The 23195-nt window shown below is 34.7% G+C and carries 15 protein-coding genes and 6 pseudogenes; 11 read left to right on the top strand and 10 right to left on the bottom strand.

What is annotated here, in order from left to right:
* Positions 1–204 precede the first annotated feature (204 nt).
* The 8 genes from THEWI_RS08630 (at position 205) to THEWI_RS08600 (ending at position 10247) form a co-directional block, all read left to right on the top strand.
* Entirely contained in the window at positions 205–1533 is a 1329-nt protein-coding gene (locus THEWI_RS08630; protein WP_014063112.1) for an FGGY-family carbohydrate kinase, read from the top strand.
* Between the two features lie 266 nt (positions 1534–1799).
* Positions 1800–2540 carry a dihydroxy-acid dehydratase domain-containing protein gene (locus THEWI_RS15825; RefSeq protein ID WP_208854391.1) on the top strand — a complete coding sequence of 247 codons (741 nt, stop codon included), beginning with the start codon at positions 1800–1802 and terminating at the stop codon, positions 2538–2540.
* Positions 2519–3517, top strand: a complete 999-nt coding sequence (locus THEWI_RS15820; protein WP_208854415.1) for a dihydroxy-acid dehydratase domain-containing protein — start codon at positions 2519–2521, stop codon at positions 3515–3517. Before THEWI_RS15825 ends, THEWI_RS15820 begins: the two co-directional genes overlap by 22 nt.
* 136 nt (positions 3518–3653) lie before the next feature.
* Positions 3654–4004 (top strand): UxaA family hydrolase, encoded by a 351-nt coding sequence (locus THEWI_RS08620; protein ID WP_014063110.1) that lies wholly within the window; start codon positions 3654–3656, stop codon positions 4002–4004.
* Positions 4001–5161, top strand: coding sequence for a UxaA family hydrolase (locus tag THEWI_RS08615; protein WP_014063109.1), 1161 nt, complete (start codon positions 4001–4003; stop codon positions 5159–5161). The genes THEWI_RS08620 and THEWI_RS08615 overlap by 4 nt, the downstream gene beginning before the upstream one ends.
* Before the next feature lie 115 nt (positions 5162–5276).
* Positions 5277–6728 carry an Nramp family divalent metal transporter gene (locus THEWI_RS08610; RefSeq protein WP_014063108.1) on the top strand — a complete coding sequence of 484 codons (1452 nt, stop codon included), beginning with the start codon at positions 5277–5279 and terminating at the stop codon, positions 6726–6728.
* A gap of 177 nt (positions 6729–6905) precedes the next feature.
* Complete coding sequence (locus THEWI_RS08605) at positions 6906–7352, top strand: hypothetical protein (protein ID WP_014063107.1); 447 nt, start codon at positions 6906–6908, stop codon at positions 7350–7352.
* Between the two features lie 201 nt (positions 7353–7553).
* Entirely contained in the window at positions 7554–10247 is a 2694-nt protein-coding gene (locus tag THEWI_RS08600; RefSeq protein WP_041589337.1) for a calcium-transporting P-type ATPase, PMR1-type, read from the top strand.
* 233 nt (positions 10248–10480) lie between these two features.
* On the opposite strand, the pseudogene THEWI_RS13915 reads toward THEWI_RS08600, so the two are convergent.
* Together THEWI_RS13915 and THEWI_RS08595 are read right to left on the bottom strand one after the other, a co-directional pair.
* Positions 10481–10698: pseudogene (locus THEWI_RS13915) on the bottom strand (IS110 family transposase); the annotation flags it as partial.
* 332 nt (positions 10699–11030) lie between these two features.
* Positions 11031–11420, bottom strand: a complete 390-nt coding sequence (locus tag THEWI_RS08595; protein WP_041589225.1) for a hypothetical protein — start codon at positions 11418–11420, stop codon at positions 11031–11033.
* Between the two features lie 379 nt (positions 11421–11799).
* Here THEWI_RS08595 and THEWI_RS08590 point away from each other — a divergent pair, with 379 nt between their 5' ends.
* The gene (locus tag THEWI_RS08590; RefSeq protein ID WP_003869952.1) at positions 11800–12822 is read left to right on the top strand and encodes a DUF1646 domain-containing protein; all 1023 of its coding nucleotides are present in this window, start codon (positions 11800–11802) and stop codon (positions 12820–12822) included.
* A 106-nt stretch (positions 12823–12928) separates the two neighbouring features.
* On the opposite strand, the pseudogene THEWI_RS08585 reads toward THEWI_RS08590, so the two are convergent.
* The 6 genes and pseudogenes from THEWI_RS08585 to THEWI_RS08560 all read right to left on the bottom strand — a co-directional run.
* Positions 12929–13834 (bottom strand): annotated as a pseudogene (locus THEWI_RS08585) (ISLre2 family transposase); the annotation flags it as partial.
* Positions 13835–14046: 212 nt separating this feature from the next.
* Positions 14047–14847: an ExeA family protein gene (locus THEWI_RS08580; RefSeq protein WP_014063105.1), complete on the bottom strand. Its 801-nt coding sequence runs from the start codon at positions 14845–14847 to the stop codon at positions 14047–14049.
* A gap of 17 nt (positions 14848–14864) precedes the next feature.
* A pseudogene (locus THEWI_RS15460) lies at positions 14865–16177 on the bottom strand (DDE-type integrase/transposase/recombinase).
* 136 nt (positions 16178–16313) lie between these two features.
* Positions 16314–16894: pseudogene (locus THEWI_RS08570) on the bottom strand (DUF6431 domain-containing protein).
* Between the two features lie 143 nt (positions 16895–17037).
* Positions 17038–17523: pseudogene (locus tag THEWI_RS08565) on the bottom strand (transposase); the annotation flags it as partial.
* Between the two features lie 74 nt (positions 17524–17597).
* The gene (locus THEWI_RS08560; RefSeq protein WP_014063101.1) at positions 17598–17792 is read right to left on the bottom strand and encodes a hypothetical protein; all 195 of its coding nucleotides are present in this window, start codon (positions 17790–17792) and stop codon (positions 17598–17600) included.
* Between the two features lie 146 nt (positions 17793–17938).
* Here THEWI_RS08560 and THEWI_RS14930 point away from each other — a divergent pair, with 146 nt between their 5' ends.
* Positions 17939–18241: a UPF0236 family transposase-like protein gene (locus THEWI_RS14930; protein ID WP_041589224.1), complete on the top strand. Its 303-nt coding sequence runs from the start codon at positions 17939–17941 to the stop codon at positions 18239–18241.
* Here THEWI_RS14930 and THEWI_RS08550 read toward each other — a convergent pair.
* Positions 18171–19399 (bottom strand): annotated as a pseudogene (locus tag THEWI_RS08550) (IS256 family transposase). The gene THEWI_RS14930 and the pseudogene THEWI_RS08550 sit on opposite strands and share 71 nt — an antisense overlap.
* 608 nt (positions 19400–20007) lie before the next feature.
* Here THEWI_RS08550 and THEWI_RS08540 point away from each other — a divergent pair.
* Positions 20008–21438: an ISLre2 family transposase gene (locus THEWI_RS08540; RefSeq protein ID WP_014062134.1), complete on the top strand. Its 1431-nt coding sequence runs from the start codon at positions 20008–20010 to the stop codon at positions 21436–21438.
* A 472-nt stretch (positions 21439–21910) separates the two neighbouring features.
* Here the strand turns inward: THEWI_RS08540 and THEWI_RS08535 are convergent, their stop codons facing one another.
* Positions 21911–23188, bottom strand: coding sequence for a transposase (locus tag THEWI_RS08535; RefSeq protein WP_014062090.1), 1278 nt, complete (start codon positions 23186–23188; stop codon positions 21911–21913).
* Positions 23189–23195: the final 7 nt, after the last annotated feature.

Here is a 23195-nt window from a genome sequence, read left to right as displayed (position 1 = left end):
AAATATGCATTGTAGAGTAAAAGTTAATTAGCAAAAATGCATCGAATTATATGTTTGCTCTTATTTTAAAGTATTTATTTTATCGATGTTTGAGAATATTTACATTTGGCATGTAATTTGCAATTAACCATAGTGTAGTAGCAAAGTTTTTTATAAATTTAATGTTGGAATAAATCAAAGAATTTAGAAAGGAGAGTTGTTGAGGTGTATGTACTCTCTATAGATTTTGGAACATCTTCAGTTAAGATGGGTGTATTTAATGAAGAAGGTGAGGTTTTAGCAGATACGAAAGTTGAATATGACTTTGAGGTTATAGATAAATTGAAGATACAAATTGATGCAGAAATAATGTTTAAAGCTTTTCTTGAGGGGATGAAGCGATTAGAGGAATATAGTAAGAAAATAGACGTAGTAGTGCCCGATGTTGCGTTGTCATTAATAGCGATGGATAAAGAGGGTAATCCTGTCTATCCCGTTATATTACATCTGGACAGGAGGAGTTATGCGCAGTCAGAATTCGTTCTAAAGACTGTAGGGAAGGAAAAATTAATGGAGATCAATGGTAATTTGCCATTTCCTGGTGGTATTACCTGCACAAGTATTCTTTGGATCAAAGATAATCTACCAGAAATTTACAACAAGACCTATAAATTTGGGCATTTCAATACATTTTTTTTAAAGAGAATGGTTGGAAAATTTCTTATAGATCCCTCGAATGCATCTCTTACTGGGTTATATGAAACAGTAAAAGCGGGAGAATGGTCTAAGGAGATTTGCGAAGGTTTAGGCATTGATTTGGGGAAGCTACCTGATATCATGCCATCCATGAGTATAGCTGGTTATTTAACGGAGGAAGCGGCTAGGCTAACTGGATTAAGAGAAGGTATCCCTGTTATTGTAGGAGCTAATGATACCTCAAGTGCGTCTTATGGTGCAGGTGCTGTTGAGAGAGGAGATATTTTAAATGTTTCTGGGAGCAATGAGATTATTCATGTTACTACAGACAGACCTGTTCCTAATGAGAAATATTACCTTAGGTGTTCGGTTGAGCCTGGGAAATGGCTTTATCTTGCTATTACAGTGGGTGGTACTGCAGTAGAATGGTTTAGGAAAGAGTTTTATAGGGAGATGAGTGAAGAGGAATTTTACTCGAAATACCTTCCTGAATTTTTTGAGAAATATTCAAAGGAAGATGTTTTGAATATAAATGAGAAATTTGAGCCACACCTTGCTGGTGATAGACATAGTCTTCTCAAGAAGACAGCATCTTTTTCTGGCCTTACTTTTGATAGTACAAGGGAGAGTCTATTATTAAGTCTTTTTATAGGAATTCATGAACCTGTTTTTAACACAATTAATGTTTGCAAAAGCCAAATGAATCTTAATCCATGTATTTTTTGGACTGGTGGGATGGTAAGCGATTCTTATCTTAAGTTTAAAAGGAATATTTTAAGGGAATTTGACTTCAAGGTGAGAAAGGATTGTTCTTTAATTGGAAACGTTAAAATTGCAAGTAAAGTTTTAAAAAGTTAAGTGCAAATAATTAGAGGCAATATTCAAAAGTTGAATAATAACAAAGTGCGATTTTAGCAAAATTCATAAGAATCATGTTTACAGTTGCTAAGAAGAAAAAAGCACGATTCTCAAAAAAATTTTGGGAGGGAATATCGCATAAGTTTGTCTTGCTTCACAACATCTTCGTTAGAAATAATATTAAAGCAGTTTAATTTAGCGAAAAAGAGATTTTAAAGGCTTAATTGAATTAATCACAAAGTATTGAGATAGGAAGGTGAAGGAGGATGAAGTCTTATATTCAAAGAAGCAAAGATGTGCGAAAATTATGGATACAAAGTGATGCATTGCATACAGGGATAGGTTGGAATTTGGAAGATTTGGAGAAACCGCAAATACTTGTTGAAGATGCTTATGGCGAAAGCCATCCTGGTAGCTATCATTTGTCGGCGTTATCTGAACAGGTAAGAATAGGCATTTATGAAAAGGGAGGGCGACCTGCTAGATTTACTACAACAGATATATGCGATGGATGGGCTCAAGGCCATGATGGTATGAATTATATTTTAGCTCAGAGAGAAATACTATGCAATATGGTAGAATTACATGCTTCAGTTATTCCATGGGATGGAATGGTACTCATTTCGTCTTGTGACAAGGCTATTCCCGCACACTTGATGGCTGCGGGACGAATAAATATTCCTACTATTTTTGTGCCTGGAGGCAGCATGAGACCTGGTCCTAATATGGCTACATCATTAACAAAAGTGAGTGAAATAGGAAGGGGAGACATAACTTCCGAAAAAGAGATTAATAATTATCGATTGACTGGTTGTCCTTCTTGTGGTGCATGCCAATTTATGGGGACTGCAAGTACAATGCAATGCATGGCAGAAGCATTAGGAATGGCATTACCAGGTAGTGCTTTAATTCCAGCAACACTTAGAGATATACTAGATTGGTCAAGAAAAGCAGGACGTAAAATAATGGAACTTGTTAAAAAAATATTACACCAAGAGATATTTTAACTTCAGCAGCTTTTAGAAATGCCATTATAGTACATGCAGCTATTGGGGGATCTACAAACGCAATGATTCATCTTCCTGCGATTGCTCATGAAGTGGGGTATGATTTAGATATAGAACTGTTTGACGAATTAAATCATAAAATTCCTCATATTTGCAATATTACGCCTAGTGGAGAATATACTACAGAATTGCTTTGGTTTGCTGGTGGTATTCCAATGGTTCAGCTTGCTTTGAAAGATTATTTAGATTTAGATGTCATGACAGTTACAGGGAAGACGTTAAGAGAAAACCTTGAGGACTTAGAAAAAGAAGGATTCTTTGAACGTGTAATAGGTTATCTACATAATTATGGATTAGAAAGAGAAGATGTTATCAAACCTGTTCGCGAAACTAAACTTATTGGTTCTGTGGCAGTGTTAAGAGGAAATATTGCTCCGGAGGGTGCAGTAATTAAATATTCTGCTGTTCCTCAAAATATGTGGCATCATATAGGACCAGCGAGGGTATTTAATTCTGAGGAAGAGGCTTATAAAGCAGTTGTAGAAGGAAATATAGAGCCTGGAATGGTGCTTTTTATTAGATATGAAGGTCCACGCGGTTCAGGAATGCCAGAAATGCTTATGACAACAGAGGCTATTGCTGTAGATCCTAAATTAAATGCTTCTGTGGTTTTGATTACTGACGGGCGCTTTTCTGGAGGGACAAGAGGGCCATGTATTGGGCATGTATCCCCTGAAGCAGCTGTTGGTGGCCCAATTGCTCTTGTAGAGGATGGTGATCTTGTTGAGCTTGATATAGAAAAAAGAAAATTGAATGTTATCGGTATTAAGGGTAAAGAATGCCCAAGCGAGGTGATAGAGGAGGTTTTTAAAGAACGCAGAGCTAAATGGCAAAAACCTCAAAAACAAAGACGAGGAGTTTTGAAACTCTATACAGAAAAAGCTGTTTCTGCTACAAAAGGTGCATATATAGAATAACTTAGAAATAAATACTGTATAGATTTTAAAAGCCTGTGCGATGGCCTCTTAGTGATCATTCTATCATACTTGATTCCTTATCTGAGAACCAATCTGATAAAATTTCTTCCATTTTAAAATATATTGATTAACTTAATTGGTATCGATTATATTAAGCAAAGTTTTGGAAAGTAGGGAGGGGATTAAAATCAGCAAGAATAATGTAGTAATTATAAACAAGAATGATAATGTAGCCACAGCAATAAAAGATATAAAAAAAGATGAGATACTGATAGGAGATGTAGTCTTAGAGGTAAAAGCATTACAATCTATTCCTTTTGGGCACAAAGTGGCACTTAAAGACATTCAGAAAGGTGAAAAGGTTATCAAATATGGAGAAGCCATAGGGGTTGCCTTTACCAATATTCATGCAGGTGAACATGTACATATCCACAATATTGAGGGTCGCAGAGGACGGGGCGGTTCGAAGGAGGACAAGGATTTATGAAAGAGCTGCTAGGTTATTGGCGCCAAGATAATCAAGTTGGCATTAGGAACCATTTATTAATTGTATCATCTGTGGTGTGTGCAAATAGAGCCACGGAATTAATTGCGGAAGCAATACCAGGTGCTATACCGGTAACACATCAGCATGGATGTGCTCAGATTGGTGCTGATATGGAGATGGTTTTTCGTACTTTAGAAGGAATTGGCAAAAATCCAAATGTAGGGGCAGTATTAGTTGTAGGTTTAGGATGTGAAAGTATTGATGCAGCTGATTTAGCTTCTCGCATAGGTGAAAGTGGAAAACCAGTGGATTTTGTTTCTATTCAAAAAGATGGCGGAACAGCTCAAACTGTAGAAAAAGGGATAAAAAAAGCAAAAAAAATGGCAGAATATTTAGGAATGATGAAAAGAGAACCATTTGGATGGGAGAAATTAATCCTAGGGACAGAATGTGGTGGCTCAGATACTACATCTGGGATTGTGGCAAATCCTGTAACTGGTCGTGTAGCTGATCGCGTTGTAAATTTAGGAGGCACCGTTATTTTATCGGAAACAACTGAAATTATTGGCGCTGAACATATTATGGCTAAGCGAGCGGCAACTCCTGAATTAAGTCAAAAAATTTTAGAATTAATTAATCAGGTTGAAAGACGTTATATGAGGCTAGGAGTAGATTTTCGAGGTGGGAATCCATCGCCGGGCAATGTAAAAGGTGGCCTTACAACGTTGGAAGAAAAATCACTGGGTGCTATTCATAAAGCAGGAACCAGCACAGTTCAAGAAATATTAGTTTATGCACAAAGGCCATCTAAAAAAGGCTTAGTTATTATGGACACGCCAGGGCATGATGTGGAGTCTATGACAGGAATGGCTGCTGGAGGTAGTCAAGTAATTATTTTTACAACTGGTAGAGGAACACCTACCGGTTATCCTATTTGTCCTGTAATAAAAATTACTGGAAATCCCCAAACATGGCAACAAATGGGCGATGATATAGACATTAATGCAAGCACTGTAATATTAGGTAAAGAAACATTAGCAGAAGTAGAAGAAAAATTATTTTTATACTTGATAGATGTAATTAATGGAAGGTTTACAAAATCGGAGGTGATGGGGCACAAAGAATTTGGAATTACAAGGATATCCATGTCATTGTAAGAGTGAAAATTATGCTACAAAGTTGGAGGTGAGAAAACATAAAGATGTGTGACACTATAAATAAAAAATTCTAGATATACCCATTTTAAAAAATTCTAAAAGGAGGAGCGAAAGTATGATTAAAGAAGAGAAAAAAGATATGATAATTACTTATCCAGAGCCACCTCAAGAGTTAGTTAAAGGCAAATTCAAGGACCTGATAAAGTACTTTGGACCAGGTGCCATAATGGCTTCTATAACTATAGGTAGTGGTGAAGTGTTTTTCTCATCTAGAGGCGGTGCAGTATTCGGATATGTAATTCTTTGGACCTTTATAATAGGAGCAATAATGAAGGGGATAATGACTTATACAGCAAATCGATATATAACTCTTACCGGTGAACATCCTATGACCCGTTGGGCTTACGTTTTCCCGGGGCCGAAAGGATGGTTCCCACTCATGCTAGGAATACTCTCAATTATGTGCTTCCCGTTTTGGGAAGGTGGACTTGGTAGTATGCTAGGGAACTTCATGGTTAATAATACTCATGTTTTGTCACAACCTATATGGGCAACTATATTGATTTGGGGAGCATTTCTCCTTTTTATAACTGGTAGCTATGAAAGGATGGAAAAAATACAGACATTTATTGTTGCTGCAATGGTTATAAGTATTTTGGCAGCTGTAATTGCGGTAAAACCTGATTGGGTACAAGTGTTGATAGGGTCTATAATACCGCGAATCCCTTCGTATGAACCTTGGATAGTACAAAAATATCCAAGCGTTGCAGCACGTCCTGTATGGGTCGAAATAGTTACTTATATGGGAGCTATTGGTGGCGGAACATATGATTATATTGGTTATACTGGTATGCTGCGTGAAAAAGGTTGGGGTGCTTTAGGGAGAGAAGACCTTGATAATATTAGAGAGTATTTAATTAACTTAAAACCTGGTGAGCGTATTCCACTTAGCGAAGATCCTGAAGAAGTGAAAAAAGGATTGAGTTGGACCAAGGCTGCTTTGACTGATAATGTTGTTTCATATGGACTTCTTGTGTTGTTCACAATAGGTTTCATGGTAAATGGAGCAGTAATTCTTCATCCACAGCAACTAATACCAGCAGATAACGATTTACTCACATATCAAGTAAAATTTTTACAAGTAATTCATCCACTGTTAACTTATCTCTATTACGTTGCTGTTTTTCTTGCTTTGTTTGGAACTATGTATGGTGTCTATATAGGCTACACTTATACTACTTATGAAACATTTTCGCCTGTTATAGAAGGTATTAGAAAATTAGGGGTTCGTCGCTTACAATTACCAATTGCTCTTTATGTTGCTATAGGTGGTACTATTGCTGTTTGGACAGGTGCAAATCCCGTAAGTATAATTACCCCTGCATCACTTATAGGTGGCGTGTTAACGGGTGGTATTTGGTGTTTAGCAATGTACTGGACAGATCGAAAGATGTTGCCTAAAGCTTACCAACTTAACACAGTAACTTCTATCTTGCTTGTGATATCGGGAATTGTATTGACATTTATGGGTATTGTTGGAGTTCTCCAGTACTTTAAAATAATATAGTAATTTTAAAAAAGATCTACATTTGTAAATTTATTTAGCCAAAATGGCTTATGAATACCTATATAGAGGGCAAAAATATTGGATTTTTGCCCTCTATGAAATAGAGAGGCTCCATGTGTCATTAAAAAGTGTAATTTGGATTACCGTATACAAAGATACATAGAGTGAGGGGTTTACATGAAATGGAATTATTTAGTTGCTGGCATATCTTTTAGTATATTAGCAATTATACGTTTTATCTATTATAAAGATATTTTAATTGCACTTTTGTTTTGCTTAGGGGGGATATTTTACTTATATAGATTTTACAAGTCAGCAATTTTTAAGAAAAAAACTCATAACATAGCTTCGAACAGTGAATTTAAGAGTAAAGCTATAACATCATATAAGCCGACAAAAGAGCAATTAATGGATTATATTGACCTGAACAAGAAAATAGCAAGGAACTGGTTAATCCTTTCTTTAGTGGCTACGGGAATTATAGTTGCAAATTTTTTGTTTTTACGATATTTCCCTCTAAGTATAGTTATGATGCTAATTGGAATATATTGTACACTCCGCTATCGCAATACCATATATATGATTAATAAAGCGAAATTAGCGTTAAATAATCTCGATGAATAATAATAAATTGATATAAATGATATAGTAGTGGGTGATGGTTGTTTGATTTTGTAAGGATATAAAGTCAATAAAAAAGCTAAGTTCATAAAGAGAAAGTGAGAGATTTCTGTCTGATATCAGTAGTTATATAGATAAAGGTATAAGCTGTTAAAAGAGAGGGTGACAGATGAATTGACTAGTATAGGGAAAATGACAAAAGAAATGACCGAAAATAAAGTACATTTATTAGACAAGCATGAAGTTGTCGAAATGTTGAATGTATCTCTTACCGGTGGTCTTTCTTCTGATATTGCAAATGAAAGGCTGAAAACTTACGGATACAATGAGATTGTAAGTAAAAAGGAAGTTACATTATTTGAGATTTTTTTAAATCAATTTAAGGATTTTCTTGTTATAATTCTTATAATAGCGAGTGTAATTTCTATCTTGATAGGTGAGGTTACTGATTCAGTAGTAATCATACTAATTGTCATATTAAACGCTATTTTAGGAGCTGTCCAAGAATCAAGGGCTAATAAAGCGATGGAAGCCTTAAAAAGGATGGCAGCCCCAGAAGCAAAAGTAATTCGCGATGGGCATATAATAGAAATCCCTGCTCGTGAATTAGTTCCGGGAGATGTTGTTTTACTTGAAGCGGGAAATTATGTACCAGCAGATTTGCGACTAGTCGAATGTATCAATTTAAAGATTGACGAAGCATCATTAACAGGGGAGTCGGTTCCTGTAGATAAAAATGCAGACATTGTATTAAAAGATGAGGTATCTTTAGGCGACAGAATAAACTGTGCCTTTATGGGAACAGTAGTTACTCATGGCCGAGGTAAAGGTATAGCAGTAAATACAGGGAAGAACACCGAGATAGGAAAAATAGCTGAGATGATTCAAACAACTTCCGAAGAAGCTACACCTCTGCAAAGGAAACTAGCAGATACTGGTAAAATATTGGGTATTGCGAGTCTTGTAATATGCGGGGTAATATTTGTTATAGGGTTGATAAGAGGTATTCCCGTACTTGAAATGTTTATGACTGCGGTTAGTCTAGCAGTAGCAGCTATTCCAGAAGGACTTCCTGCTGTGATTACCATAGTTTTGGCTATTGGTATGCAAAGAATGGTAAAACGTCATGTAATAGTAAAAAAACTACATGCTGTTGAGACATTAGGCAGTGTAACAGTTATATGTTCGGACAAAACCGGTACTCTTACACAGAATGAGATGACAGTAACAAAAATATATACAAATAGAAAGTTTTATGACGTAAGCGGTGAAGGATATAATCCTGAAGGAAAATTTTATTTGGATGGTGTAGAAGTAAATCCTATAGAAGATGTTAATCTAAGGCAATTATTGACGATAGGTCTACTTTGTAATGACGCAAAACTTGAAGAAACGGTTGCAAATGAAGAGAAGAAATGGCGTATAATCGGCGATCCTACAGAAGGAGCTATTGTTGTAGCTGCAGCTAAGGGTGGCATGTATTCTAAGGATCTTGAAAAAGTTATGCCACGTCTTCAAGAAATACCATTTGATTCTGAAAGAAAACGAATGACTACCTTCCATCCTGCTGGGAAAGGGTATGTTGCGTTCATCAAAGGTGCACCTGATATAATAATCAATCTTTCTTCTCGTATATATAAGGAGGGTGAAATAGTACCTATAACCGAAAAAAATAAGCAAGAAGCTTTAAACGCTAATCACGAAATGGCAAGCCAAGCACTAAGAGTTCTTGCTATTGCGTATAAAGAATTAGAAAGTATTCCGAAAACTCCAGAACCAGAAAACATAGAAAAAGATTTAATATTTGTTGGCTTAATAGGAATGATTGATCCACCAAGGCCCGAGGTTAAGGAAGCAATAAAAGTATGTAAAAGAGCAGGAATAAAACCGGTTATGATAACAGGTGATTATAAAGATACTGCTGTAGCTATTGCTAAAGAACTTTCAATGATAGAAAATGAAAACCAGGTTCTTACTGGTTTAGAGCTTGATAAACTAGATGAAAAAGAACTAAGTGAGAATGTAAAAGATGTTTCGGTTTATGCGAGAGTTTCACCTATGCACAAATTGAAGATTGTAGATGCCATAAAGAGAAATATGCAGATTGTTGCTATGACAGGTGATGGTGTCAATGATGCGCCTGCTTTAAAGAAAGCTGACATAGGTGTAGCTATGGGAATTACTGGTACAGACGTTGCTAAAGAAGCCGCGGACATGATTCTAACTGATGATAATTTTGCGAGTATTGTAGCAGCAGTGGAAGAGGGTAGAATAATATACTCGAATATACGGAAATTCATATTTTACCTTTTATCATGTAATATAGCTGAAATTTTAATTATCTTTCTTGCAATGCTAATGGGTCTTCCAGTTCCATTAAAACCAATACAATTACTGTGGGTAAATCTACTCACAGATGCCTTTCCTGCTTTGGCTCTGGGTATGGAAGGTAAAGAGCCAGACATAATGCAAAAACCACCGAGAAAACCAGATGAACCTATTATAGACAAGAGTATGCAAATCCAGATCGCTGTTCAAGGCACAGCTTTAACTGTAGCTGTTCTTGGGACTTTCATTTATGGGTTACATTACACGAGTGAAATTCAAGCCGCGAGAACATATGCGTTTGCCACGATGATATTTGGGGAACTTTTAAGAGCGTATACTGCGCGTTCTGAAAGGTTCTCAGTATTTAAGATAGGTTTCTTTAAGAATAAATATATGGTAGCAAGTACAATGTTATCATTATTACTGCTCATAGGAGTTATATATTTACCATTTTTGAGAACTGTTTTTAACACTGTTACTTTATCATACTTTGATTGGCTCATAATTGTTGCCTTCAGTTTAATTCCATTTACAGTTGCCGAGTTAAGTAAACTTTTGTTAAGAAAATAAAGTGGTTTGCTAGGAATTAGTGTAAGTAACAAATAAAGTGAAGCGATAGTTTCAAACCATAATGTCAAGACTCTAAAAATGGAAATTAAAGTTTTTAAGGAAAAAAGTATAATAATACTCCTTCCTCTTCTCCAAACTCTATGATAAAAGTTGGGGTTCATTATAATTTATTTCATTTAAACTAAAATTAGCAAATCACCTCTTTCCCTTTGTATATTTGGCCTTTGCTCTAGCTAAGCAAAGGCCAGCTTTGTAAGCTTGCGCGTAGTCAATACCAGCGCTCTTTTATGTTGATGTTCGGTTACCTCACATACTTTGATTGATAATAGGTCCTGTATTCCTCGTTGTGCACCCACAACGAGTTGGTAGCTTGTGCCAAGTAATATCGGAAGTAGCGATTTCTATTTTTAGTCAAACGATGTTCTTCAGCGTCAAAATTACTTAACTGGTAGCAGTAAGAAGTATATGTCACATCGAATGGATCTTACCTTTTCCGAACAGTTACCAGATTACTGGACTACAGGAGATACTAAGAGTGGCCACAGAACAATCTAAATTAATTTTCTCAAAGGCACGCGCGTTATTAAGAACCTAAAATGGTTCTTTCAGATTGAAGAGAAACCCCACTTTTTATGCATGTGGACTTTGTCTACAGTCTAAAGTCCTTCATATCAAAAGGATAGTGCAAAATTTAAGTAGGTGGTCTAAGAAGGAAAAAGGCACTTAAGTATCGAAAAAAGACTTTACCGCAACTAGAAAAAGTAAAGTAGAAAATCAAAATTACTATGCAGAAATCTTCGATGAGTTTAATCTCGCTTTTTCAAAAGCTTTTAAATGTTCTTCAGGAGTAATTAACCTAAAAGGCTCTTCATCCCTTAATACAGCAAAAATGTACCTTGCATTATATTTCTTCAAAGCCCAATTGTAGCCCTTGCGGGCAAGCTTAGCAATAGTTTGCACTAAAATCTCCTTATCAGCATCTAAAAGCTTGCTAGGAGAACAAAAATTTTCAAGAATATACAAAGAGGACTCAAAAGTAATATCAGAGAATACTTTGTCATAACATGGAAAGAGTTGACTTACCAAAGCAGAGAGGTAATTTTTATACTTTGCAAAATCATCTGACAACCTAAAATATTGACGGCAAAGGATGTTTAAAGACCTATCATGCAAAATAGCTAAAATCCTTTAAAACGTCAATTCCCACAACAATATTATTGTTTATCATAAAAAATTACCTCATTTAATGCTTTTAGAAAGACTTCATAAGTTCCTCCCTACATTACTTGAGTATACAGCCTTGCATATGAAGCGAGGATACCCTAGGGGGCCTCAACTAACCCAATTGTATATACTCAAGGGATGGGCGACGTGCTATTTTGATGGAATAAGCTAGTAGAAGGCTTCCCAGAAGGCATTTATGTCGATGCCACTATCCTATGAGTATTATACAACAAAAACTCTTTGCAACACCCCTGGGGCACCTCAAAAGTTAATGTTCGTGTTTATATACTCTTTTGTATCTAAATATATCTTACAAGGAGGTATATATATGGTAACAGCATTAGTTGTAATTTTAGTACTTATTCTGTTATTGCCATTTGTGGTAAAGCAGGTAGAACACAATTTGGAATATTTTTTATTTACAATGGGAATTATATCTGTAATTGTGTCAAAACAATTTAGTGCAGAATTGTTTTTCCATATTTTTAAAAATCCACTCATTTACTATATTACTTTGGCAGTTTTGATTGCAGGGTTAATTTTTACATTGTTAAAAGAAAAATTGAAAATAGGTGTTGAAAAAGTTGCAGATAAAATATCTTTGAGGCTTTTCGCATTCATTATAATCGTGGTACTTGGGCTCATGTCAAGCATTATTACAGCAATAATTGCCTCTTTGGTTTTGGTTGAGGTCGTAAACTACTTGCCTCTTACTAGAAAAAACAAAATAAATTTGATTGTCATTGCTTGTTTCTCCATAGGCCTTGGTGCTGTTTTAACACCTGTAGGAGAGCCACTGGCTACTATTGTTGTATCCAAATTACATGCGGACTTCTTTTATCTTGCACGATTAATAGGTATTGATATAATAATTGCAATTTTAGCTCTTGGATTAATAGGAACATTTTTTGCAAAAAGAGAAAGTGGGATAGGTGAGCCTACAGAAGATGTTGAGGCAGATGAGAATATAAAAGAAGTATTCATTAGAGCTTTTAAAGTATTCGTCTTTATTTTTGCATTAGAGCTACTTGGAACAGGTTTTAAGCCTATAATTGATTTATATATTGTTAAAATGAAAAGTGAGCTTTTATACTGGGTAAATACAATTTCCGCAATTGTTGATAATGCTACGCTAGCAGCAGCAGAAATTTCTCCATCAATGACGCCGGAACAGATAAGAGCTATTTTAATGGGAATGCTTATTAGTGGAGGGATGTTAATTCCAGGTAATATTCCAAACATCATTTCAGCGGGAAAATTAAAAATAAAAAGTACAGAATGGGCACGAACTGCTGTTCCTCTAGGTGCAATACTTTTGATAGTGTATTATATTGTATTGTTTGTGATCTAAATAAGTCAAGGAGGATAGTGTAAAAGATAGTGTCAAGATACTGTAGGATTTTTTTAAGACAACCCCTGAAACTTAGTTAATTTCCGCCTTCAACTTATCATGCATTTTATATAACTTGCGCATATTTTATTGCTCTTAAAACCTTATATATTGGTGTTACTTTCCCTATATTCAAAACCGTAATATTATTTATTTTTTCATTTGTAGACGTTTTAACTCTCCTTACCGCCTCTTTTATTTGCTTCTTCGTTAATTTGTAGCTCCCTTCATTTATATTCTCTTTCTTACCCCATTCTATTTCTCGCAAATCTCCTCCATTCTTGCTGAATACTCTTAATTTCGCCATTAACTTTAATCCTTCTCTACTCCATCCTAATGGATTCCTACTTAATCTAGAAGAAAATACATGACTTATATGCCCTTCTGCACTGCACCCTATTACATCTTTGTCTTTACTGTATATCTCTACTCCTTCCCAATTATTTAGTATGTACCTCTTCGCCTCTTTTACCTTCTCTTTTTCTCTCTCTTCCTTTGTTACCTTTATTAGTTCATTAAATACCTTCTTTAGTTCTTCTTTATCTCCTTCATTTATTGCTCTCCATATCTTATCCCTGTATTTTGGCTCTTTCGATGTAGCTTTTAATACGTATTTGTTTAAATGATATCTGTCTAACACAAACCTTGATTTTACTATCCACTCTAATCCCTCTTTTATCCACGGCGCTCCATCTCCTGCTATGTATATCTTCTCTATCTTCTCTTCCTTGTAATTTTCTTCTATGTAATTTGCTACATCTATCCATATGTCTTCAGCTTTCTCTCCTACGTATGCCTTGTAATACACATTTTTCAGTACGTTTCTTCCGTTTCTCTCTTCCCTCCCTTCATGTATGTACACCAATCGAGGTGTTTCATCTCCACCCTCTTGTAAAGGTACATGGTCTTCATCTGCCTCTATGTATAATACCTTTACTTCTTTCTTCTCTTTTATTTCTCTCTTTACTTCTACTGTCAATTCTCAAATTAAATCTCCAAAGATTTTCAAATTATAATGGCATTTTTTAAGTGCATAAAAGTATTTTTTCTCAAATTATTACAGCCTGATTAAAAATTTTTTTCACTTTCCAAGAGCATTACCGCCAAAATATGTTAATATCTGTTATTGAAATTTTATTTAATTAATATATAATAAAATTGAGAGTAACACAAAAAGTGCTACTCTCATAAACTGATTTCATTTTGTGCCTGGTATATTACTTCTTCGTCTATTTCTCTTAGCCTTTTAGAATACGCATAGAGTAAAGAAGCTGTTACCAGGTTATTTATTATCCTTGGGAGCCCTTTTGTTAGGGAATATATTGCTTCATATGCTGATGGTGTAAATATATCATCCATCATTCCGGCTATTTTCATTCTTGTTTTTATATAATCTTGAATTTCTTCTTTTTTTAGCCCTTGCATCACATACTTTATAGAAATTCTTTGCCTTAGTGCACTGTTTACATTGAGAGCTAGTTTGTTTCTTATGTGTGGTTGTCCTGAAAGTATCAATATATACGGGTTTTGAGAATCCATATTAAAGTTAAATATTATTCTCAAATCTTCAAGAACATCATTAGAAACCAGTTGTATTTCATCTAATATTATGACAGGAGTTATTTTCTGGCTATAGTAAAGTTCTGTTATCGCTTTTTGTATCTGGTGAAAGAGCGTTACTTTTTTGTATGAGGGTGTTTCGCCTAAAATCATAGCCAATGCTTGATAGAATTCTCTCACTGTAAGTGTAGATAAAGCGAAATAACATGGTTTAAATGTAGAACGGTTGAGGCTTTCAGCATATCCTCTTAATGCAGTAGATTTACCTGAACCGGCCTCCCCAACGATAAGTCCTATACCCCTTGTTTCTTGTAAATATTTTAACCTGGCATTTAATTCAGCAATGTCTTCACTTATGTAAAGGTCGTTTACACTTATCTCTTTAGAAAATGGATTAAATTTCATTCCAAAATATTGGGTAAACACTTTAAGGCACCTCTCTTTCAATCAATGATATCGTTAAAAGAGATTACTTTATGCTTGGTAAATCACTTATTCTTCTATTTTCGTTTACGTTCATTTTTGCCTTTTATATACGCAGCAGGAATTTTAGCATTCTCATGAAAGTTCACTTTATACGCTTCCCCCACTTTTTTGCCCTCATAATAAAGTAGAAGCGGTGTATTATCCTTAAGCCACTCAGGGTCATATCTGACTTCTAAGTGCATATTTTTAAACTTTTCTTCTGTTTCATAAAGTATATTTTCCACTTTAAGTGTAGCATCCTTATTTACCTTACGATTTACTCTTATGAGAAAACATTCATTCAACATATCTATGTTACACATATTTATTCTTGATATTTGTGACATGAAAAAATCTAAAGGACTCATGCCAATACTGCTGTGTTCTTTTCTGTTGTAATCTTCCTCCAGCCATTTAAAAAACATCATGTTGAGTTCATCTATACTCTTTACGGAGGTAGGATCTATTGTGCTTAAGAATCTCATTCTCACCGTATGAAAGAATCTTTCTATTTTTCCTTTTGAATGAGGTGAGAAAGGCTCAGCGTGAATAAGAGATGTGCCTAGTGAAGCACAGATATATTCCAATTGACTGCTTCTATATATCTTTCCGTTGTCAGTGTAAAGCATTTTGGGTATCCCCCTTCTTTGCACCGCCTCTTTAAATGAGTCTCTTAAAGCTAAAAATTCTGGGTATAGTAAAAGCGAGCATAGGTACAAAGCCTTGAAGCATCATCTATATATGCAATAAGGTACGTTTGTCTTTTTGTTTTACCTTCTTTAATATATGGCCCATACATGACATCAGTTTGCCACAGTTCATTGATGTATTCATGGGAAAACCTCTTTGTTTTACCCTCTTTTTCTTTATCTAGAGATTTTACAGGAATGTTTTTCAAAAACCTATAGAATGTCGAAAGGGATACTTTATCCGGTGATATTATTCCTTCTCCTATCAATGTCTCATAAAGAAGTTTGTTGGGCATTTCAGGATGTTCAAGCTTCTTTTGCTTTATTCTCTCTGAAAGTTCAAAGTCTATCTTTCTGTATTTGCCTCTGTCACTTCGATAACCCGGCTTTAACGCTTCTATACCACCTCTTAAATACTGATACAGCCACCCTCTAAGTGTCTTAGGAGTATATCTTCTCATTCCAAGATAAGGTATCTCAATAGGTTTATCGGAAAGAGCATCAAAATATTCTTTCTGACTTTTTACCTGTCCGTTTAACACCGGACTTATCAGTGAAAATCTCTTTAATGCTATAGCTTCTCTCGCTTTTTCATCAAGCATTTATATGTTCCCCCTTCACTTTTTTGATTTCTTAATCGTAATTTTAGCTCATATCTGGGGGACATTAAAGGAAAAAGCTATGTTGCTAAGAAAAAATCAAAATTTTTATTTAAATCTTTCATGTTTAATGCTAAAATTATGTGAGAGGGGCCAGAAATGATTTTTGGCAATGAGCATAAAACCGTTGGGAAAAGAGTGGTACAATGTTTATTATGTCCAAAATCTCTCTGGCCCTCTCTCTTTGAGAACTAACCTCGAATAACTTTATGTAAGGGTCTATTTGCCTTAATCCATATATGATAAAACTTAAATTATCCATTATCCTTTTGGTGTAAAAATATATATGCTGTCTTGAAAATAGTATGGTAGGGAAGTTTCTTTTTAAGTCATTTATGAAAGAACTGAGAGTTTTTTCTCTTGTAAGTGTCTCTTTTAAAGACTTTACAATCATATTGAAAGAATACTGAAAATGAGGAATACAGAAATCAGGGAGGTAGGAAAGAGTCCTTTTGCACACAGGGCATATATACCTTCTTATGGCTATTTTTACACAGTTAGGTCCATCTAAATAGTAACGGTAGTAAAAACCGTGCTTTTTAGTTTTACTCTGCACTTGCAGTCAGAATGAGGGCATCTGTCTGGTGGGTCAGGAAAATTGTAATCTTTACTTCTTTGCAAATATTCTTCAATGTTATCAACATGAAAAATTATTTGCATAAAACAACATCTCCAATTAAAAAATTAATGCTAAAAGAATGTGATGAATTTTTTTCACATTCCTTTAGCATTAATTTTATCACAAGATTATTTAATCTGAAAAATTTTATCGGTTTTGGGCTGAATTAATTTGAGAAATGACACCTTGGTTTTAAACGTAGTTTTAAAGGTAAATCAATGTTTTTAACTTTTAATAATCCTCTATCTATATAGTTGTAGAGTGTTTTAGTACAAACAATGGTTTTATTATTCCAGCTTGGGTCCTTCTTACAATAACCTACAACTGCATCCGGCGACCATTTTTCATGTAATATTTTATTTTCAGCATATTTCAAAAAATCTTCTGCTTTAGCTGCTTTAAATTTAGCTCCACAATTTGAACGATTTTTTTCGTAGACAGCCTGACCAGTTTCAGGGAAATAGCTTGTATAAGAAGACAAATCACTTCTAAGTTGTGTAGTAGTTCCACGTTTAATTTCACGGCTTATGGTACTTGGAGATCGATTAAGTTTTTTAGCAATATACCGAATACTCCTTCCTTCCTTGAGTAATGCATAGATTTCTCCTCGTTCATAGCTACTTAAGTGTTTAAAAGAACGCTTTTTTGTGGTACAATTATTATGAACCATAGTGAAAATCCTCCTTGTATGATGTTGATTTGACACCTATATCATACATGATTTTCACTATGGTTTCTATTTTTTTATCTGTTGCATTTAATTATACAACTAACCTTTAATAAATCACCAAAAATTTCTATCACTTCTCTAGTGAAATTTAGAGCATTTTGTAGTATAATATCTTCAAAAATATATTTTTTCACAAGAGACACCCCTTTCTGTGATGTTTTGTTTCCAAGTTCTATTTTATCACAGGGGTTGTCTCTTGTTTTTTTCACTTTAAAAATCCTACGATAATTTTACACTATCAGTGTAAAATTTCAGTAAGTAATGAAGCAGGAAAATGAGGTATGAATATAGAAAAAACACCTCACCGCGAAAAAACAAAAATCAAATCAAAGGAAGGTGAGGTCTGATATGTTTATTGGATATTCGACACATAGTGGGTATAATCCTGCTTTTTGTTCAAGGTTTAATGAGAATAATAAGGGAGAGTAAAGATTTTTATGAACTGGAGAGAGGGATACATGAACTTACACAAGGAATATCGAAACAACTTCTTGAGTGGATAGCAGAAGAGATGGATAGAAAGTTAATGGAGAACCGAGAGAAAAGAGTGTGGGAAGTAATAGGATTTAGAGCAAAGCAGAGACTTGTCAAGAATTTTGTGTTTCCATTTCATAGCGCATATCGTAGAGATGTAATATATTGTAACTACATTTTTTAAGGATAGGCACTCCATTTTTCCACTTGCCCCGACGCAAGTTTTCTCGTTGTAAATAGATGTTTATTTCTAAAACTTCTACTGATTGAAAATAACCGCCTGAGTTTATTTTTATTTTTTCAATTATACTGTTGACACTTTCTACTGCATTGGTAGTATAAATGTGCTTTCTTAAATCCTCTGGATACTTCATATGTGCAAGATAAAACTCGGCTTTTTCATAAATTTCCTTTATAAAACGGGGATATTTTGAGGAATACTGATTACAAAGGAGTTTGAATTTGAAACAGCTTCGTCAAAATCAGAAGAGGAAGCTCTTATTTTATCTAATTCTTTGTTAAAGACAGATGCATCATCTTTTGCCATATGCTTTTTAACGTTACGCTGGAGGTGAACAAAACACAGCTGATGGTCAGCGTAGGGGTAAGCGAGTTTAACAGCATCAATGATTCCAGGGAAATCATCGCTTACAACTATTAAGACTTTTTTGAGACCTCTGGTAATTAAGTCTTCGAATACTTTCATCCAATCGGTTTTATTTTCTTTGCCAAAGAAAGTGTAGATACCGAAGATATCTTTTTTGCCTTCTAAATCGATACCGAGGACAACATAGCAAGTAGCTTGTTTGACTTTGGAATTATCTTTTACTTCACAGTGATAACCGTCAATGATGAGAGCAAAAGCACTTTCGGGTAATTCTCTCTGTTTATAAAGTTGAAGCTCATTTTTAAAGTCGTTTTTGATTTTTGCGATTTCGTCTTCAGAATAGGGCAGACTCAAGCTTTTGAGAGTTTGGACTAAAGAACTTTCGGAATAACCATTGGCAACTAAGGACATAAGTAAGTTAGTATAAGAGCTGTCAACTCTTTTGTAGGGCTCAGGGAGGATGGAAGGTCTAAAAGAAGCCGAGCGTGTGCGAGGAACGGAGAGTTCAAGGTTGCCAACAGGAGTTGCGAGTTTTCTCTCATAAAAGCCATTGCCTTTGTCATTTTCATTTTTTGCAAGATAAACTGATCTTTCTGATAACATGATGCATTCAAGTAAGCTTTCTAAAAGTTGTTTGAGAGCTGGGTGAGTAGGGTCGTCCTTGAAGCAATACATATTTAACACTTGTTCGATAGCCATATTTTTAGCTGTTTCAAAAATTTCACTTTTCTCCATAATCGTGAACCTCCTTTGTTAATTATTTCAATACTAATTATACAGCGGACACAATTTTATTTTAACTTCCCAGGATATTATCGGAGAAAGCAAATGACAGATTAGAAGACTATACAAAGCAATGGCGTTTAAAGCAAGAAGAAATAAAAAAGATAATACAGCCGGTAGAGCAGGAGGAAAAAAGAAAGTACACGGAAGAAGACATAGAAGAGTGGTTAAGAGTTTCATTACCGATACTAGAAGGTCCATTTGCGAGCAAGCCATGGATAAAATACGTTTTAAAGGAATTAACACGAGCAAATGGCTTAGCAGTAGGTATTTGAGGCAGGAATAGTTCCATTATTTTACATTAAGAAAAGCAAGGGAAAGGAGAAGGGACATTTGTGCTTTATTAAAGCAATGATTTAACATAAATAGTAATATATACAAATCACTAATTTAAACTTATAGATTTTTGGCGGTGAGGTTGATTATAAAATTTTTTACCTAGGCAGTGTAAAATTTAAGTAGGTGAAATGAAGCAGGAAAAAGGGGGTCAAATGTAGAAAAAAGACCTCACCACCAAAACACAATCAAAAACAAAAATGAAAAGGAAGGTGAGGTCTGATATGTTAGATATTCGACACATAGTGGGTGCAATCCTGCTTTTTGCTAATGGTTTAATAAAAATAATAAAAGAAAGCAAAGACTTTTATGAACTTGAAGAAGGTATACATGAGCTTACGCAGAGAATTTCCAATCAAATTTTTGCATGGGCTTTAGAAGAAATAGATACTCGTCTTATGAAGGAACGTGATCGTAACATATGGGAAGTAGTAGGATTTAGGGCGAAACAGGTTGTTAGTACATTTGGAGAATTTATTTACAGGAGGCGTCTTTACAGAAATAAACAGACAGGAGAGACAAAGTTTTTGCTAGATGAGTTATTGGGTTGGCCATCCCGTTCCCAAATAACGCCAAGGTTAAGAGAGATAGCTGTAAAACTAAGTACAGAAATGCCGTTTAGGCGCGCAGCAGAGATATTAAGTTATCTTTTTCCTGGCATTAGTCCAATGACAATTTGGAAAGCAGTACAGGAATTAGGGGAAATTTTAAAACAAGATAGTGAAGAAAGAAGGAAAGAAGTTTTTGAATATGGAGAGGTTCCTAAAGGAGAGAAGGTTACAAAGAGACTGTATATCGAAAGTGACGGGGTGATAATAAGACTACAAAGAGCAGATAAAAAGAGGGGAGAAATAAAGCATTTAATAGCCTATGAAGGCAAAGAGAAGATAGATAAAGAGCGATATAGATTGAAGAACAAGCTAGTAGTAAGTGGATTAGGTAATAGTGAAGAGATATGGGAAGAGACTTATGCAAAAGTGGGATGCAAATGGGATATAGAAGGTGTAGAGAAAGTATACATAGGAGGAGACGGAGCAGAATGGCCGAAAGAGGGTTTAGAATATTTTCCTGCTGCAGAGTATAGATTAGATCCATATCATCTTAACAGACAATTAACAGAAGCACTTTGGTATGACGAAGAAACTTATGACAAAGTACGTGAAGCTATTTATCAAGGCGACCTACAAAAAACTGAGGGAACATTAAGGGAGGCGATAAAGAGAGCCAAAGGAGAACGTAAGAAAAAACTTACTAAGCTTTTAAAGTATTTGCTGGATAACTGGGGAGGTATAGTAAATTCTCCTGGAACAGAACGATTAGGAGCCATAGAAGGGCAAATACAGCACAATATAGCTAGAAGAATGAAGCGGCTTGGTTGTAGATGGACAATAGAAGGTGGAGACAGAATGTCTCGCATATTAGCGGAAAAGGCAAATGGGGAATTAGAAAACTATACAATGCGTTGGCCTTTAAAGCAGGAGAAATTAAAAGAAGTAGTACAATCAAAAACAGGGAAGGATTATAAAGCTGAAGACATAGAGAAATGGTTAAAGGTGTCTCTGCCGATTTTAGAAGGTCCATTTGCAGGAAGGCCATGGATAAAATATGTTTTAAAAGAGATAACACGAGCTAATGGTTTGGCAGTAAGTGTTTAAAGCAGAAGGTTAATAGCCAGTATTTGTCATTTGAAAAGTAATAAAAAATTAGGATGTTTGTTGTTTTCTTTCGGAGTAATAATTTAACATAAATAGAACATATTTCATATTTAGTAAAGTGAATTACGTGTTGGTGGTGAGGTAAGTTAGGCAAAAAATTTTTAAAAAATTTACCTACGAAAACTTGACACAGACTTTTACCTACAAAATCTTGACACAGAACTATCAAAAGAAAGGGCTTTTAATTTTGTATTGTATTAGTATATAATAGGGATGTGCAAAATTAATTAAAATAATCACGAACAAAAACCAAAATATGTATGACATACAATATATAGTAATCAACACTGACAATCAAACATAAAGGAAGTGGTAAGGGAAAAGAAAAGACAAAAAGAGGAGCTAAAGAAGGGCATAAATATCCTGTAGAAGTCAAATGTTAAAAAATGGCATGAGCTAAATTCAGCAAAAGTTAAGCCGATTGCATTAAAGCAACAAGAGACTTAAACTCATCAAATTTACCCAGTTTAATAGCTACAATAGCGACAGTAAGCAAAGTAATATGGCCAAAAGTATTAAGGTTGCTGACAGAATTAATATTTCTAACATAAGCCTTTTCAAAATCTAGAGCTTTAAATCGAGAATTATATCTTTCTGATTCTACTCTTAGTCTATAGACAGCCTTAAAATATAGGGAGTCTCTATTAATAGAAGACCTATAATCAGAAGATATAATAGCATACTTAGTACAGCCTCTATGCTTTTTGCCATTAAAATATTTAGGATGCTTTATAGGGCAGGCAGAGTCATCTTTAGAATTACAGAACTTGCAAACAAATTTTTGCTTAATAAAACCATCAAAATACTGCTTGCCGTCTTTGAGCATTTTAATACCTGCTTCACAAACCATATAACCATCATCAGTCAGTGGGGGACTTTTAGAATTACGCTTGTTAAGAGGAATAAAACAATGACCATGGAGAGTATCTCTAACAAAATTATAAACTCTCTTAACATCATACCCCTTATCGGCAATAAAATTAACATACTTAAGGTTAAACCACTTATTAGTCTTTTCAAGTAAAGACAAAGCAACTTCAAAATCAGGGACATCAGCGGGAGTAGTAGTTTCAGCGATAGGTAATCCAGAGATAGCATCAACAATAATATGATTTTTATAGCCCCAATAAAACTTATAACGTTTATTAGAAGAATCATTAGAAGCAGAATAAACGCCTAATTTACAATCCTTATCAGACTTAGGCTGATTATCTTTAGAGAATTTATTTTTAGAAAAAGACTTAGGGTTATTTAACTTAGTGTTAGCTTTAATAGGGGTAGAGTCCATGGAAATAAACTCACCAGAGATAATGCCCATATTTTTGAGGATATTGACTTGATTTTGAAAGATAGAGGTCAAATAATCATGAGAGAACTCATTAATAAAACGGCGGAAAGTCCAATAAGAAGGAAGAGGTTTAAGGATGTTAAAGCCACAAAGATGAGCAATGATAAGATTATTGCGGAGATAATCTAAAAGGTCAGAAATTGTACCGAATCTTTCAGCTTTCATAACAATAAAAGCTCTAAACATTGCATGATGAGAATAACCCTTACGGCCAGGACTAGAGGAAGGGAATTCAGGTATTGAAGACAAGTCTAGATTTTTAAACATAGAAGAATAGAAATCAATTTTAGACAGAGAAGTAAAGAGTTCAGGTATATTTAAAAGTAATTGAAGCTGGTACATGTAGGAT

It is taken from the genome of Thermoanaerobacter wiegelii Rt8.B1 (assembly GCF_000147695.2).
GTDB lineage: Bacteria > Bacillota > Thermoanaerobacteria > Thermoanaerobacterales > Thermoanaerobacteraceae > Thermoanaerobacter > Thermoanaerobacter ethanolicus.
This window is presented reverse-complemented; position numbering and strand designations above follow the sequence as displayed.